General features: G+C 39.1%; 6 protein-coding genes and 1 tRNA gene. 2 read left to right on the top strand and 5 right to left on the bottom strand.

All coding sequences use genetic code 11. The features are described 5' to 3' along the window. Window positions 1–16: 16 nt before the first annotated feature. Together LK994_RS00245 and LK994_RS00240 are read left to right on the top strand one after the other, a co-directional pair. Window positions 17–589 carry an exosortase/archaeosortase family protein gene (locus LK994_RS00245; protein WP_229760866.1) on the top strand — a complete coding sequence of 191 codons (573 nt, stop codon included), beginning with the start codon at window positions 17–19 and terminating at the stop codon, window positions 587–589. Between the two features lie 25 nt (window positions 590–614). Beyond that, the gene (locus LK994_RS00240) at window positions 615–986 is read left to right on the top strand and encodes a hypothetical protein (RefSeq protein ID WP_229760865.1); all 372 of its coding nucleotides are present in this window, start codon (window positions 615–617) and stop codon (window positions 984–986) included. A gap of 21 nt (window positions 987–1007) precedes the next feature. Here the strand turns inward: LK994_RS00240 and LK994_RS00235 are convergent. The 5 genes from LK994_RS00235 to LK994_RS00215 all read right to left on the bottom strand — a co-directional run bounded on the left by LK994_RS00235 (window position 1008) and on the right by LK994_RS00215 (window position 17072). After that, window positions 1008–1078, bottom strand: a tRNA-Gln gene (locus LK994_RS00235). A 292-nt stretch (window positions 1079–1370) separates the two neighbouring features. Next, window positions 1371–4733, bottom strand: a complete 3363-nt coding sequence (locus tag LK994_RS00230) for a T9SS type A sorting domain-containing protein (protein WP_229760864.1) — start codon at window positions 4731–4733, stop codon at window positions 1371–1373. 299 nt (window positions 4734–5032) lie between these two features. Beyond that, complete coding sequence (locus LK994_RS00225) at window positions 5033–10909, bottom strand: PKD domain-containing protein (RefSeq protein WP_229760863.1); 5877 nt, start codon at window positions 10907–10909, stop codon at window positions 5033–5035. A 258-nt stretch (window positions 10910–11167) separates the two neighbouring features. Then, entirely contained in the window at window positions 11168–12067 is a 900-nt protein-coding gene (locus LK994_RS00220) for a PorP/SprF family type IX secretion system membrane protein (RefSeq protein ID WP_229760862.1), read from the bottom strand. Between the two features lie 52 nt (window positions 12068–12119). Next, a complete protein-coding gene (locus LK994_RS00215; protein WP_229760861.1) occupies window positions 12120–17072 on the bottom strand; it encodes a T9SS type B sorting domain-containing protein in 4953 nt (1650 codons plus the stop codon). Window positions 17073–17168 lie beyond the last annotated feature (96 nt).

Genomic DNA, 17168 nt, shown 5'->3' with positions numbered 1-17168 from the left:
ATCTTTAAAATAAAATATGCCTGAAAATTTTAATTTTTTTGGAGATGATGTTAGCCTGAATAAGGAAATAAAATCTTTTTTTATAAAGGTGGTTGTATTTATAATAGCATGGCAACTGCTATACAATTTAGTGCTACTACCTGCAAATATTCCGGATCATTTTTTAACAAAGATCACAGCTCATGCTACGGTGTTTTCTATCAATGATATTTTGAGGGTTACTCCAACGGTAACAGTAGGAGAGTTCCCTATTCAGGAAAGGGCAATACCAATAATGGAAAATAAAAGAATCATTTTATATATAGCTGATGGTTGTAATGCGCTGGATCTGATGGTTATTTATTTGTCAATTATTTTATTGTTGCCATATTACACATGGCGCAGAAAAATGGCTTTCTCTATTGGCGGGGTTATTGTTATAAATATTGCAAACATTATCAGGTGTACATTACTTTATTGGGTGTATCGTTATCACAATCCGATGTTTGAACTTAACCATAAGTACATCTTCACGATACTTCTTTATTTAGTAATATTTTGTTGCTGGATATTATTTACAAGAAAAGGGTTTAATCGTGAAAAAATTTAGTACTTTTTTTTTATTGATGCTTTTAATGACAGTCACAGTATTTGTACTTGATTGGTTGAAAGCAACTTATTTTTTACACAAGTATCATGCTTTATTTGTAATCATACGAACGGTTTTTTTACCGATAACAGGAATAGTGGTGATGAAGTATTCTGTTACTGGTAAAATGTTTAGAATATTTCTGCTTGTATATCTCTTACTATGGGGAGGGTATTTTCTGTCAAAACTTATCATCTTAGGATTGGGACATTTCCATTTGGCAACCATTAGTCCTGAGGCAGCAATTAATTTTACCAGAGATTATCTGGTATTTACAAAACTACTAACACCATTCCCGTTTATCTTTTTCTGGATGGTAGATAGAATATTCTACCAACAACAAAAAAAGCAATCGTAAAACGATTGCTTTTTTTTGTTGTTGGGTTACCAGGATTCGAACCTAGACAGACAGAATCAAAATCTGTAGTGCTACCGTTACACCATAACCCAATCATTTGCCCAGATTGATTTGGGAGTGCAAATTTACAATAAGATGGTAGAATTCCAAAAATGATTTTAAAGATTTTGTATAATCTTACTGATATTGCCTTTCATAGGTATGAATGGCATGTTTAATAGCGAGAAAAACGCTTTTTAAAGAATATGAGACTATACTTTTGAAGCAATTAGCTTCAATATCCGGCTTTAATATTTTTATTATCATTCTTGTATAAAAAATCCCGACTGCAGAAGCAATCGGGACTTATTGGAGGTATTCAGGGTTTTAAGAACTTAAATCATATTATAGTTTAATGAAGCGAATGGTTTTGATCACCTTTCCATCAATAATACCTGTAAGGTTATATACTCCATTTGGAAGACCAGCACAATCAACTTTTATTAAGCTACTTCCTTCAGCAATTTTCTGAGTTGCAGCTTTAATAAGTTTACCAGTCATATCAGTAATGATCGTATTCATACTGGCAGCTTTAGCAGTTACCAAGCTAAGCGTTGCATCATTTTTGATAATTGAAGGGTACAGACCTGTAATCTCTGTTCCTTTTGCTTTATTCAAAATGGCAATTATTGAAGAATAAGAAATTCTGCCGTCTATATCGATCATCTTCAAACGATAATAATTAGTGCCGGCAAGCGGCTGTGCATCCATAAAATCAAATGGCTGGCTGCAACGGGATTGAGTGGCGGTGATAGAGTTTACCGTAGTGAAATTAGTACCATTAGCCGATCTTTCAATTTGCATTGTAATACTTGTAGATGTACAATTAACTTTCCAGTTAAGTGCGTTACCTGCCGCAGATTTTATTCCATTAATGAACTCTAATTTAATAGGAAGGAGTGCATTGACTTCTGCAATAGCAAAATCACTAAATCCTGTATTTCCTGTTAACTGTGAACTTGTTGGAGTAAGTGTTCCTACAGTTGGATAAGTCCAGCCACCCAGACCGTATTCTCCAATTATGAATGAACTGGTGCTTGCTCCTGCATCTACATCTGATGCTATGAAATTGAAGACAGCGTCATAAGTTGTAAATGTAATTCCTCCATTGGTTAATGTCCAGTATCTGTTCACAGATAAATTACCATCCAGTTGAGAGATAGCAACCAGTGGATGATCTCCCGCTGTTGTACTGGCGGTAATACTACCTCCACCAGTGATACTGGCAAAAGTTAGATCTACTGGAGTATAATTTGTAGCATCACCAATTTCAAAAGTTTTGCTGATAGCACTACCTGTTTTGAAATATTTCCTTTCATTACCATGCACATATTTACCAGCACCTGCTCCCGTTGTAGTCGCCATGCTGTCTAATATTAGTTTATTTGCACCTGTATGGATCAATCCATTGGTAAATGTAAGCGTACCGCCAATTGGTCCAAAATCAGTTAATAAGGTTACACCTGCAGCATTATTTATTGTTACAGAAGTTGTATCAGATAATCCTATTGAAGATATGTTTTGGTTAGATGTACCGTTAAATACAATCAAACCGGTTGTGTTAACAATATTAGAATCTCCAAAAGAACCGCTGGTATGTACAAGATTACCTTTAATATTGATTGTACCAGTACCAGTACCAGTATTACCTGCTGATGCATATAAACGGCCACCGGTTACATTTACATTACCATTTACAGTAAGTGTTTGGTTGGTAGCACCACTTCCGGGAGTACCTAATACATCATATCTACCACCTGAAACAGTTAAGTTACCTGAAATGGTCAATGATCTTCCTGTACCACCTGAACCATGATTTATCTGCCCATTGGTCACTGTCATATTACCTCCAATGGTAGTATTACCATTTAAGTAAGAACCGGCTCCTGTACTGCTCCAGGTTACATTACCACCAATAGTAGCAGGGATTCTGGCAGCACCTTGTAATACAATGATATCTGACCCAGCATTGTAAGTACCTGTAGGGATAAAACCGGCAGAATTTCCAACCGGAGCATTCATTATGTAAGCACCGCCACTGTTAACAGTGATAGTACCGGTCATAGTAACTGTACCTGTAGATTGATTGTCTAAAGCTCCGTTAACTACCAAGGCTTTTGAAGCAGCAACTGTATAAGAAACTCCATTGCTACCTTTTGGTCTCAACGTGTCTCCGGCAGGTATTGTAAGATTTTGCAAAATACTGATTCCCTTATTGGCTGCAACAACAGAACTACTTCCACTTATAGAAGTTCCGGCAGTGTTATTAACGATCAAACTATCAAAAGTGAATGCTGGGATAGTTTGAGCGGATGTACCGTTAAACGAAAAATTATTTCCGGCAACTGCAGAAGAAGTTGATCCGGGATTGAATGTTCCAAAAACACCTACACTACCTACTGGCAAAACACCACCATTTAATAAACCAAGGTTACCAAAGTTAGTAGCGCTGGCTGTTGTTCCTGCTCCATCAAAATTTACTGTACTTGCAGTATTAATTGTTCCGAAAGTAGGGTTAGTGGCAGTTTTAATCGTTAAGATACCAGCTGCTGCAACATCAGTTGTAGCATTCAAGGTTTGTGTGGCAACAAAAGTATTTTCAATAATTAATTTAGAGGCTGTTCCGGTTATGGTCAGAGGGCCTGACATTGTTCCACCTGTATTTAACAAGTGAAATACTTGTCCGTTAGCAGTAAAATTTGCAGCAGGTGTGCCAGAGCCGTTTGTGTTAGTGCCCCAGTTCCCCGGTATTGTAATATCAGTGCCTGCTACATTATAAAAATCTGTAGTTGGAATAGTTGTAGTGAAAGTCAGGTCAGCTCCATAAGCTGTGTCGATTGCATTGATTGCATAGGCTCTTACATGGTACAAAGTACCCGCTGTTAATCCTGTAATTGAACTGACAAATGAACCTGTACCCGAACCATTTACTGTGGTATCGGGTGCATATGCTTTAGGGTTTGCTGATGTACTCCAGCAAACACCTTTTTTTAATACAGCACTTCCTCCGTCAGAAGTAACATCACCACCACTGGTAGCAGTAGTGCTGCCTATTGAAGACGGAGCTGTAGTAGTTACTACAGGAGCTGAAGGACCACCACCTGAAATAAGAATATCGTCAATTCCAACTGATCCTGCAGATACACGTTGGAATTTCACAAGAGCATCATCTGTTGCCGCTACATTAGCAGTAACGCTCAATTGTTGCCAAACACCGGAAGTTAAATTTACTCCCACGCTAAAATAAGATATTGACCATATTCCTGAAACGGTACTACCTGACCCTGCTGTGTTTGAGTAAGAGTTGGATAATTGCCCAACCCCCGTAGTATTGGTACTAGTAGCAATACCTATATTGAACCTTGTAGTAGCTGAAGTAGGCATTACCCAAACTGTGATACTAGCCACACCACCTTTGATGATTGGAGTTACGATATAACTTGAACCCGTGGTTCGAACCTGAACGGCCTTTCCACTTCTTGCTAGTGTGGTTACTGTGCCTGTATTACTGCAAACAGATATAGCACTATATAACCAGCTTGTATTTGCGGCACTGCTACTGGTAGGAATTGCTCCTGCTACGGTTCCTCCAACATCCGTTCCGCCTACTACCCAACCGGCTTCTTCAAAGCTTTCTGATAGTACCTGGGCTTTTATGATTCCGCTCAGGGAGAGACAGCAAAGTATTAATAAATAGATTTTTTTCATAATTGGTTTTTTTGTCGTTAAATTTTAAATTGATATTGATGATTATGTAATTGGTTTATTGTTTGAGATTTAGCAGCGTACGGCTATTTTTTATGAAATGGGCTTGGATTTAATAAGTAAATATTTTGTCTTTGTAAGGTAGACTTTTTTTTAGATTTTCCTTAACAATCAGATTCTTATTTTTTACGCAATCGTTCCCATGCTATAAAAGAGGAGTTGGTTTTATGAAAGTGTTGCTTCTCCAATAAAAAAATCGGCTGCTAATAGAAAGCAGCCGATTTTTGGTATTCCTTCATTTTTTATTTTATGATAGTAACATATCCGACCTTAGGTTCCACCATTCCATTCAATTCGATGATGTAATAATAAGTACCGAACGGTAATGGTTTTCCTTTGTAGGTACCATCCCATCCAAGCGGATTGTATTTTTTGGTTTCATAAACGATCTGTCCATACCTGTTGAACACCTGAACTTTTTGTATCGGGAAAGACGGCAGTTCTTCGATAACCCAGTTATCATTGATACCATCATTATTAGGAGTAAATGTATTAGGCACTCCAAAGTCCTTCAATACTTTTACCGCTACACTGCTGTCAGCTTCACAACCATCCTTAGAGGTTACTGTAAGTGTATAGGTGATATCAGCCGCAGGGGTAGATATCGGCGCTTTAATATTATCAGCATCCAGGTAAGTAGCCGGATCCCACAGGTAGGTTTGTATATTACCGGTGATGGTAGGATTGAGTTTGATCTTATCTCCCAGCATTACCGCTTTGGTAGCATCCATTTTAATGGTAGGGGTAGCGTACACAAATACAGATTGGGAAGCTTTGCTTACACAACCGTTGGTAGCAGTATCGGTATAAGTGATCAGGTGATTGCCTGGTCCTGCAAGGGCAGGGAAGAAGCTACCGGCACTGTCCGTAATTCCTTCACCACTGAAGAAAGCAGTACGTATCGGCAGGTTATTGGCATCTTGCGGCACATCGATCTGTATGGTATCTTTTTCTTCACAGATACCGGGTATTGCATTAAATGTTAAGCTAGGCGAAGCCAATAGCGCAATTGTTCTTGCCGAGTCTTTATAACATCCTGAAGCAGAGTAAGCCCTGATCACCACTTCATAGTTTTGATCAGCAGATAGATCAGGATATTTGTGCGTATAGGTGCCACCGGTAGCCGGTGCATTGTCTACTGTTTTGTTGGTAGCATCAGATACCCCATTCCAGAAGATCTCGATCTTACTAACGGTACCAAATCCGTTTGGCACAGACTGGTCGATAAGTGTAACCGGAGAGCTGCTGCACAGGTTAGCACTGTTGATGATGCTGTCACTTGCGATCGGCGCACTGGTAGCGGTTACATCAACGGCAGCACCTGTAGTGGTACATCCTTTATCTGAGGTAGCCGTAAGCGTTACCTTGTAGATATTGCCTGCAATATAGTTGTGCGGAGTAGAAGCTACCCCTGTTACAGCAGGAGTGCCATCACCAAAATTCCAGCTCCAGTCAGTTACCGATCCGCTGGTAATAGTGCTGGCATCAGTAAATATTGGTTGAATAGTTGGTAAACAGATATCAGTTACTGTAAACAAAGGAACAGGATTAGGATAGACATCAACGGTTAATCTGAATGTATCACTGATACAGCCTTTGCTGTCTCTGATCACCAGGGTGGCCGGATAGCTTCCGCCTGTTGCATAGGTATGTTTAACAGCCGCAGCAGTGGTTTGTTTTAATTTGTTTCCGTCGCCAAAGTTCCAGTTCCATTCAGTAATGGTGGCCCCGGTGGTAGTGGTGGCAGACCCGTCAGTGAATGCCACTTCTTTACCGGCACATCCTACTGCCACCTGGGTAAAGGAAGCTGTAGGTAAACTGTTAACGGTAACGGTCTTGTTAGCTGTATCCGAGATACAACCTACAGCAGAAACGATATAATGACGAATGGTCTTATCACCCGGCACACTCCATGCGGCTACGGTATCTTTTTTAGATAATGTACCAAAGCTGCCTGTTCCGAGGTCCCAATACCAATCTGCTGCAGTGCTGGCTGCTGCCGAACCGGTACTGCTGAATGAAGCATTGCTGTTCAGGCAGGCTTCTGCAGGAGCGGCGGTGAAAGTAGCTTTAGGCTGAGCATAAATGGTATTCAATATTTTAGGGGTAGCGGTATTGTTACAACCGTTCACACTGGTAGTGGTAAGTTTAACCGTATACGGCCCAACCCCGGTATAACTGTGTTGTATAGACGCTAGTCCGAAGCTGGTATCTTTTTTAGTACCGTCGCCAAAATCCCAGCTGTTCACAAACCCTGCTTCTGTACCATCAGCGATGGTAGAGGTGTTGGTGAAAGTAGCAATACCAGCCGGTAAACAGATATTAGCAACAGGCAAAGTAAAGCTTGAAGCCGGCGTAGCACTGATGGTGAATGTTACACTTGCTCTGTTAGCAGAATCCTGGCAACCTTTAGAAGATTCTACCCAAAGTGTGGCAGTGTAAGGTCCTGTGCCGCTGTAAGTATGCGATACAGTAGCATTATTGCCATCATCCCGGGCACCATCTCCAAACACCCAGTGGCGTTTTGTAATGGTACCTACAGCAGCAGTTGATTTATCAGTAAAGGTTACTTTTTTGATACTGCAATCAATGTCTTTATCAAACAGGTTAACCGGTAATGGATTAACCGTGATCGATTTAGAAACAGTATCCGATACACAACCTACTTTAGACACAAGATAGTGTTTGATCGTTTGGGTACCATCGGTGGCCCATGCCGCTACGGTATCTTTTTTAGAAAGCGTACCATAGTTATCCGTACCATCAAAACTCCAGTACCACATATCCGGAGCGCTTCCTGCAGCAGTACCTGTACTGCTGAGTGCCGCTTTAGCGTTCACACAAACTTCTGCCGGAGGAGTAAAGCTTGCTTTAGGTTGTGTAAAGATGGTATTGACTATTTTAGGTGTGGCAGTGCTGGTACAACCGAATTTACTGGTGGTAACCAGTTTAACGGTGTATGGCCCTGCGCCTGTATAGGTATGTTGTATAGATGCCAGTCCGGTGCTGGTAGCAGCAGGAGAGCCGTCACCAAAATCCCATGCATTGGTAAACTCAGCTTCCGTACCATCCGTAATGGTAGAGGTGTTGGCAAAAGTAGCCACGGCATTAGGTAAACAGATATTACCCGGTAAGCTAAAGCTTGAAACCGGCGAAGCAGCGATACTGAAAGTAACGGTTGCTTTGTTAGCAGAATCCTGGCAGCCGTTGGATGTTTCTACCCAAAGGGTAGCAGTGTATGGTCCTGTTCCGGAATATGGGTGTAGTGGCGATACCAGATTATTATCATCCCGTTGTCCATCACCAAAATCCCAGTGTCGTTTTACAATAGTACCTGCAGTAGTGGTTGACTTATCAGTAAAGGTTACTTCTTTTTTGGTACAATCCACGTTTTTATCGAAGAGATTGATTGGTAATGCCAATACTGTTACGCTATCCTTGAATACAACGGTAGAAGGACAACCTCCTGCAGATTTTACACTGAGAGTGACTTCGTATTTGCCGGGAGCGGCCCAGGCATGCTTAGGGTTTTGCAGGGTACTTTTTTTAGTATCGCCAAAATCCCAATCCCAACTATTGATACTTCCGATAGTAATGGTGCTTTTATCGGTGAACTGAAGACTATCTTTCAGGCAAGTGATCAAACCTTTTTGGAAAGCCGGTACAGGAGTGGCTTCAACAACCATAGTATCAGTAAACAATGTGCTCTTACAACCATTTGCAGTTTCTACCTGAAGTGTTACTGCAAATTTTCCTGCAGTATTGTAAGTATGCGATTGAATAGCAGGAGTTGTAAGTGTGTATTCGCCACCTTCACCCATATTCCATATCCACTTGGTGATAGCACCTGCTGCACCACTACTGGTACTGGTAGCAGGATCAACAGTTATGGCGCCGCCTGTACAAAATGTATCTTTTGGAGATACAATAAATTTAGCTTTAACGCCTGCACTAAAATCAATGATGCTGTCCTTCGTGGTGGCGCAACCGTAAGTATTAACTGTTTTTAATTTTACTGTGTAAGGATTTAATGCAGGGTAATCATGCAGGGGAGGAGTTTGTCCATCAAATACAGGAGTGCCATCACCAAAATCCCATGTCCATTTTGTGAATGTACTACCAAATGCAGGAGTTGATAAATTAGTAAATGTAATTTTTTTGTCTCCGCAACTTTGATTACTGAAACTAAAGGCTACGGTATCTTCATTCACTTCTACGGGGAGTGTAACAGGTAAAAAGCCTACCCCACATTCATTTGAAAAAGTGCCGGTGATTTTTACAAAAATTGAATCGGTAGCAACTTTTGAAAACAAATATTTTACTGGTGATTTATAGACAGTATATGTCTGGTCATTTAAAGTATAAGTTCTTACAGGTACAATACTACCTATCAACACTCCATTCGGGGTAACGTTGGGGCTTTTTGATTCCCAGGTAATACCTGTAACCAATGACTGATTATATGGGATGGCCACTTCAAATTCAGCACTGTTTCCTTTACACGTTTTTGGAGATCCTTCAACCTTACCTTCGGGATTATTGGTGGTTATAATCGCAGACAGATCCTTTATAGCTGTACCTGCATTGTAACCATAGCTTTCGCCTTGAGTTACCCCATATACGATGGCATTAAATCCTTCAGAAGACTCCAATGTATGTGTTAGCCCTATGGTACCAACCGCTACATTAGTAAACTGAGCATAATAATAATTTGCATCTTGTGGATGCGGTTTGAATAGGTTGGTGATTGGATTTCCGCCATAAGTAGATAGTCCGTCAAATTTAAAAGTCGCTACCCCTTCTTTTTTGATAATTACATTAATGAAATGATAGTTGGTAGCATTAGTTGCGAATCTGTTTTTTCTTGGAGAGAAAACAGCAATATTGTTTAGTGCCTGTTGTATAGGACTAATGATGATCATTTCTGATTCTGAAGGAGCAATATTGCCATGTTCATTGCATCCTCCGCCAATTGTACTAGGCATAAATTGAGTAACCATTACAGGCTTATCACTTTCAATCATAATAGGCTGATCGGTTCTGTATTCATAATAACCATTTGTTAAACCTGTCATGGGAGTAGTATGTGCCGGATTGTTTAACCAGACTTGCGTTGAGGGGTCAGAAACATTTATTCTGAAAATATTATACTTAGCCGTTGCAGTTGCCGGGCTGGTTAAATATTTTGTCCCCCATGCTGTTTTGGGAAACATTTGCTGTATTAAATTATCAGAAGATGCGGCGGCCGTGCAGGCTGGGTCTGCGGCTAAAGCGACTCTTCCGTTTCCTGCAAACACGGTGATTTTTTTATCGCAATCTCTTGCCTTCACTGTAGTACCTGAAAGGTCTATTCCATTCAATAATGAACCAACCTTGGTTAAAACTCCCATTGCATTGTATACTTGCCCCTTATTTAAGGTGACGGAGAAAGTAGTATTATTAGGCCGTAAAATATTTGCTGCGGGAGTAGGATTACCATTAAATATGGTTTTATTGGATGAATCGATAATACCTCCACCAGGACCGGATTTTACTGTAATATCAACAATAGTATTATCGTCTTTTGCAATGACAAAAAAGAAAGAATTAGGTAATCCTGCATTGGTTAATCCTCCTACAGTAGACACATTGTAAGTAGATCCCCATGTGTTGGTAGGAAATATCATTGTAGCTCCACCCACGTCTGTGCCGTAGCTGTATTGATAGGCAGCTATTGGTTCACTACTTAAACTTTCAATATGTATTGCCCTATTTGTAATGCCTGTAAAATATAATCTACTATCGGGTAGTAACGCCTCATTATATTCATCACTTAAATCTCCTACAGGAAAATTATTTACTTCCACCACGGAACCACCGGTTATGGTTACTTCTTTACAATTACACGGAGCAGGAAACCCAAAAGTAGGAGCAGGGAATTGTAAACTTACTCTTGCCTTGGTTGTTTTTTTTGCAGTAAGAAAAATAGACATATAACTTCTGCTAGTACTGGTGATGTCTTTCATTCTGGTATTAAAACCATAACCGGTCCAGAAATCTGTACCATAGTTGGTTAGTTCCTGTGCAAAAGAATTAAGACTAAATAAAAGGGAAAAAATCAGTAAGATTTTCTTATTCATAAAGTGGGTGTTTATAACAAACAGAAGAGTTGTCTTATTTTGCAAAACGCTGCCTGTATTAAATTAATATTTAGTTCACTGCTGATTAACTGATCGAAAAATATCATTTTTAAAGCACCAATCGTGCCACAAAATATTTAAAAAAAATGCTATCTACCCACCTTATTTGTTCACAGTATAAGCAGGGAAGATAGCGAAATTACAAAGGGCTTATTCTTTTAAAAGAATAAGCCCTTTGTAAAATAGATATAAAAGATATTAAAAGAAATACCTTAATGAAATTTCATGAGCATCGCCACCATCATCGAAAATACTCAATGGAGTGTTGTATACATCATAGGCATAACCAATAGCTAGTTTATGATTTATTTTAACTCCTGCAAAAGCTGCAAAACTTTGTTTGTAATGGTAGTTAAATCCAACCCAGATCAGGTCTTTATGTTCTAATCTAACACCACCTTCAACATCAACAGGAGAGTTAGGCAGGTATCTAACCAATACATTAGGAATAAGCACATTGTCTTCGTCTGTTCTTGCATAATAATCTGCAGTGAAGTTATAATGTCTGTAGTTTCTACCTTGAGTGGTGGTAGTTCCTTTTATGAAATCCAGTTTAGATTGAACGATTTGTTGTACAGAAAAACCAAAATTGAAAGTAGGTGTCTTTAAATAAACCCCGGCAGATGCATCACCTTTTGTTACAGTGCCCGGAGCAGATAACAATGGATCTGTTTCATCAAAATAGTCTGAATTAGCTAATTCAGCTTTATTGATCTTGTATTGCAACACCTGTCCGCCTAATCCAAACATTAAGCGTCTTCCATTTTCAAGATTGATACTGTAAGACAAATTTGCCTGACCACCGGTACGGCTGGTTGGTCCGGTTTTATCATCATACAATACTACAGCTACACCTACTTTTTTCTTAGCAAAATATTTGTCTCCGAAAAGTATGGTAGTTTGAGGTCCGCCATCAATACCGCTCCACATTTTTCTATATGATGCCCCTACTGAGGGAGCATCACTAGCACCTGCAGCGGCAGGGTTATACAAAAAGTTGTGCTGATTGTATTGGCTTATTCTGAATATCTGTTGTGCATTTGTGTTGGTAAAACAAACACTCAAAAGCAGCACAGCAACTATTGATTTGATTTGCATATTATTTATTTTTTTATTGGTCATGATTTTATTAACTGTTAGACTGATTCGTTTATCTGATGATAGTTACGTTACCTGTTTTTGTTTTCGTATGTCCTCTGCTATCGGTTGCTTTAATTACATAGTAGTAAGTTGCATCCGGAACAGCTTTTCCTTTAAACTCACCTGTCCAGTTATTGGTGTAACTATCAGAATGATATACTAAGCCACCCCAACGGTTGTATACATCCACCTGAACTCTTGTATAACATCCCTGATCTCTATATGCAATCCATTTTTCATTCTTGCCATCACCGTTAGGTGTAAACGCTTTCATTGGATCAAGGCAATCTGCAGGAGAAACTACTGACAATACCATTTCATCAAATGCCTGGCAATTGCCTGATGTTGCTGTTAATCTGTAAGTATAATCGCCTAATTCGCTGATCTGTGCCTGAGTGATCAATGATGAAGTAGAACCAGTTAATCCTGTAGTTGGAGTCCATGCAAAAGTAGCTTCAGAGTTACTTGTACCTGTGATGGTGATGGATTCATTTTGTATAACTGTTAAGTCCTCTCCTGCACTTACCACAGGAACAGGAACTACACTAATTGAATTGGTAGCACTGTTTACACAACCCGTAGAATTTGTAACTGTGTAAGTAATTACATTGTTTGATGTAACATTAGCTGCTGCAGGATTGAATTTGTACACACCTTCTGTAGAAGTAACACCTGTTCCGCTATACACGCCTCCTGTTGGTGTAGCCTGATTCAATGTGATTGATTGAGCATTGCTACATAATGGAGCAAACTCTGTGCTAAAGCTTACTACAGGCAATCCAACAACTTGTATATCAATTGCAGCAGGAGTAGAGCAATTATCTTCAGGTTTTGTGTAAGTGATGTGATGTAAACCAACACCTGCTGTGGTAGGATTGAATTTATATACACCATCTACAAGTGAAACACCTGGTCCGCTAACTACGCCACCTGCAATATTGTTAGTTACTAACGTAACAGCATTTGCATTGATACAAAGAGGATTTACAGCAGCAAGTGTAAGCACTACTGATTGACCCACACTGATATTTTGTGTTTTAGGATCTGCTGCACAACTGTTACCACCTGTAAAGTTGTAAGTGATCACATTTGGTGTTGTTGTTGAAACGCTAGAAGCAGCAGGGTTAAACCAGTATTTACCTGATCTTAATTCAACGCCGTTACCAGAGAAAATGCCATTTTCTGGAGTTGCATATGAAGTTAATTCAAATGCAGCAGTAGGTGTGTTACACAAACCTGTAGGCAAAGGATTAAATATGATTACCGGTTTAGATTGAACTGGTAATGCTTTTTGCAATTCACCGAAACAACCGATGCTATTGATTGCGATCATTTTTACATTGTTGGCAGTGTTATTTACAGGGTTAGCAAATGTTGGATTTTGAACGATGTCCTGACCGCCTGGTAATGGTTTGCTACCATTGTCATAACTCCAGTTCCATTTTACAATATCAAATCCTACACCGCTTGTAGCTTGTGAGTTGATAGTAACAGTATTGCTGATACAAGTATTATAATCAATTGTATAAGCTGGAATGATACCATCAGATACTTTTATTGTGTAAGAGATTGTTTTGCTGCTACCTTCCTGGCCACATCCTTCAGATGGGGTAGGGTTGAAATAAGTTACATTAATGCGGTAGTCGCCATTTGCATTAAAAATATGTTTTTGCGCTAATTTGTAAACATAGAATCTGTTTCCTGAACCTACAGGGTATTCAAAACTATGATCAAGTACAGGGTTAGTAATTACATCATCAGCATTAGGGCTAACATTAGGATTATTACCATAACTGAAAGTAATACTGTGGCCTTGTACATTTTCAAAAGGAAGAGTAGCTGATAATGTAACTTCAGTTCCTTTACATGTGGTCAATGGTTTAGATGAATTCAATGAGTTTAACGAATCTCCGTAAGGATTATTCAGGATCAATGGTGTTGTTAGATCTTGTAAAGCAGTACCTGCATTATACCCGTAACTTTCACCCGCTTTATCACCTCTTGTACCATAAGCAATAGCTGTAAATACTTCACTTGAAGAAATAGTATGTGGCTGATCGCTGGTCACTTTAAATCTTGCCCACACATAATTAGCATCTAAAGGATGTGGTTGAAAAGCAGCTAATACCGTACTATTTGCTACTGTTACAGTTGGATCTGCAACATCATTTAAATAAGCATTATTATTACTTGCCACACCTGTATCAACTAAATTCGATCCGCTTAAGCCATCAATTGTGAAAGAAGACAATCCTTCTTTTTTAAGAATTACATTTATAAAACTCGTTCCACCAGAATTACCTCCAGCATTAGATTTAAAGCCTGCAGAATATACAGTTACTTTACTAATGCCTTGTTGAACAGGACTAATGGTAATCATTTCAGGATCTGCGTCCATTACATTATTGCCATTAACACTTAAATAAGAACATGCGTTATCTAATATGTATTGAGCTACACTCACTGGTTTATCAGATTCTATTAAATTCAAACTATCGTTGGCAATAGAATAATACAAATTATTGATAAGGCTAGAAGCTGGTAAAACATTATTATTAACTTTTACAACAGTAGTAGGATCTTGTACTACAATTTTAAACATGTTGTATTCCATTGTTTTGGTAGGAGTAGTAAGGTATTTAGTGCCCCATGCCACTTTTGGTAACATTTGTTGTACAAGGTGATCGGATGTAGGCTTGTTTGGAGAACAACCCGGAACATCTGTTAAACCTAATCTGCCATCACCACCAAATACAGCGATTTTTTTATCGCAGGTAGTAGATACTTTAGTACCTGTTAAGTCCAATGCGCCTAATCCTGCTTTAGTGTAATCTGTAGAGCCATCTATATAGCCGATACCATTAAATACTTCACCTTTATTAAGTGTAACGGTAAAGGGTATGTCTTTATCATATAAAATGTCTGATGCAGAATGTGTATCTGTAAATGCCGATGTAGGTTTAATGATTGGATTACTAGGGATGATTGTTACTTCTGTATTATCCTCCTGCGCTACTACAAAGAAGTAGCTATTACCTATATATCCATTATTAACTTTACCTCCAGAACTTAATACATAGTAAGAATTGTTCCATGTATTTGTTGGGAATAAAAGACTACCTCCGGCAGAATTATCCGAAGAATAGGTATGCATCCATGCTGAGATAGGAGTTCCTGTTGAACTATAAACATGAAGTCCTTTCTTTTTAATACCTGTAGAATCTAAATAAGTAAGATTAGTAAACAGGTAATCAGGGATTGTTGCTACCTGGTTAGCTGCGATATCAATTTCATAAGGCACACCACCATTAAAATTGGCGGCATTAGCAGGCATTTCTACAACTACATGAGCCGGCGCATCGCCTGCAGCTACATATACAGACATAAAGATCTTAGAACTCTTCATATCTTTTTGGTATCCGAATCCTAACCAGAAATCGTTTCCTGCATTAGAAGCAACAGCAGGTGTAGGCAATTTACCCTGTGCAGATAGCGTTGGGGAAATATTGTATAATCCAACTGCACCTCCACCGGTTTGAGTTACCGATCCGCTATATGTTGTGAACGCTGTAGGTGTAAAAGTAACAGAAACTACTTGCGTAAAACTGTTACCAGTATATGTAATAGTAGATGGGCTAATAGTGAATCCTGCCGGCACACTCAAAGTAATAGGGCTACCGTCAAGTGTAGAACCTGTTAGGGTATAGGTTAATGTTGAAGAAGAACCTATAGCAGTAGCAGGAAAAACAATACCTGATTGTGAAGCGAACAAAGAAGGTTGTGGAGCAGTGGTAGTAAATGTTATTTGACTACCATAATCTGTACCAGTTGTATTTGTTGCATATGATCTTACATAATATTGAGTTGATGCACTCAAACCTGTAATTTGACTATTGAAACTTCCTGTGCCGCTACCATCAACTGTTGAATTTACTGATGGTAAAGTTGGGTTTGGAGATGTACTCCAAACAACACCTCTTGCAGTAACATTTGAACAACCGTCAGCGCTGACAGTTCCACCGGTTAATGCACCAAAAGAAGTGACATTTGTTGCTGCTGTTGTTGCAGATAAGATTGGTGCACTTGGAGTTGCTGTAGTAAAAGAAATAACTGATCCATAAGTTGTACCAAGTGTATTTGTACCATACGCTTTAACATAGTAAGTAGTTGCGCTTGTTAGAGAGCTTAATGAAGCTGAATAAGAGCCTGCTCCCTGACCTGGGTCAGTAACAACATTATCTGCTAATGTAGGATTGTTGTTGCTGCTGCTATACACAAATCCTCTTGTTACCTGAGAAAATCCACCATCATTATCAATGCTGCCGTTTAGAGTAGCAGTTGTACAATTGTTTGCAGTTGCAGAGGTTGTACTTACTACAGGAGCACTTGCATTATTCAAAAAGTCGATTGAAGTAACGTTTAAGTTTCCAGAGAAAGTGATTCTGATATAAGTACCGCTATTGATATTAGCTGAAGGAACGATCACAATGCTTCCACAAGTAGTACCGTTGATTGTACCTGTTCCGGTTGCACCAGCATCTTGTGTGTAAGTGCCGTTTATTGTTGCAGCTGTTTCAAGCTTTGTAAAGGTTCTATTACTACCGGTACCTGTACCATTCACAGTAATTTTTGAGATATTACCTATACTGGGTAGGAAAACAAACAACCCGGAACTGGTTGGTTTAGAAGGAGTATATCCAAAACAAGACGCAGAACCGTCAGAAATAGTACCTCCTGAAGTACCTTTATAATAAATACCAATACCTGTTTGTTGATACCCGATTGGTGAAGCTGTTTGCGTAGCACCGGCAAAACTGTAGGTTACTGTTTGTGCCTGGGTGTTCGTTGACCAAATAGCAGATATTGCAAAGATCAATACCAGGCTCAATGGTTTCAACAGTCTTGATATACCCAAATTCTGAGTAAGAGTGTTGTTTCCTTTCTGTAATAAACGCATTTTCATGTTGTGCAGCATTTTATGATGTTGTTTTATAAATTGAATAGCTGAATAAAGCCGGAAGAAGGTCCGATTGTAGAGCAATCTTTTTTAATAAGATGT

It is taken from the genome of Ferruginibacter lapsinanis (assembly GCF_020783315.1).
GTDB lineage: Bacteria > Bacteroidota > Bacteroidia > Chitinophagales > Chitinophagaceae > Ferruginibacter > Ferruginibacter lapsinanis.
Note: the sequence above shows the minus strand (reverse complement) of the source record. Positions and strands in the feature narration are given on the sequence as shown.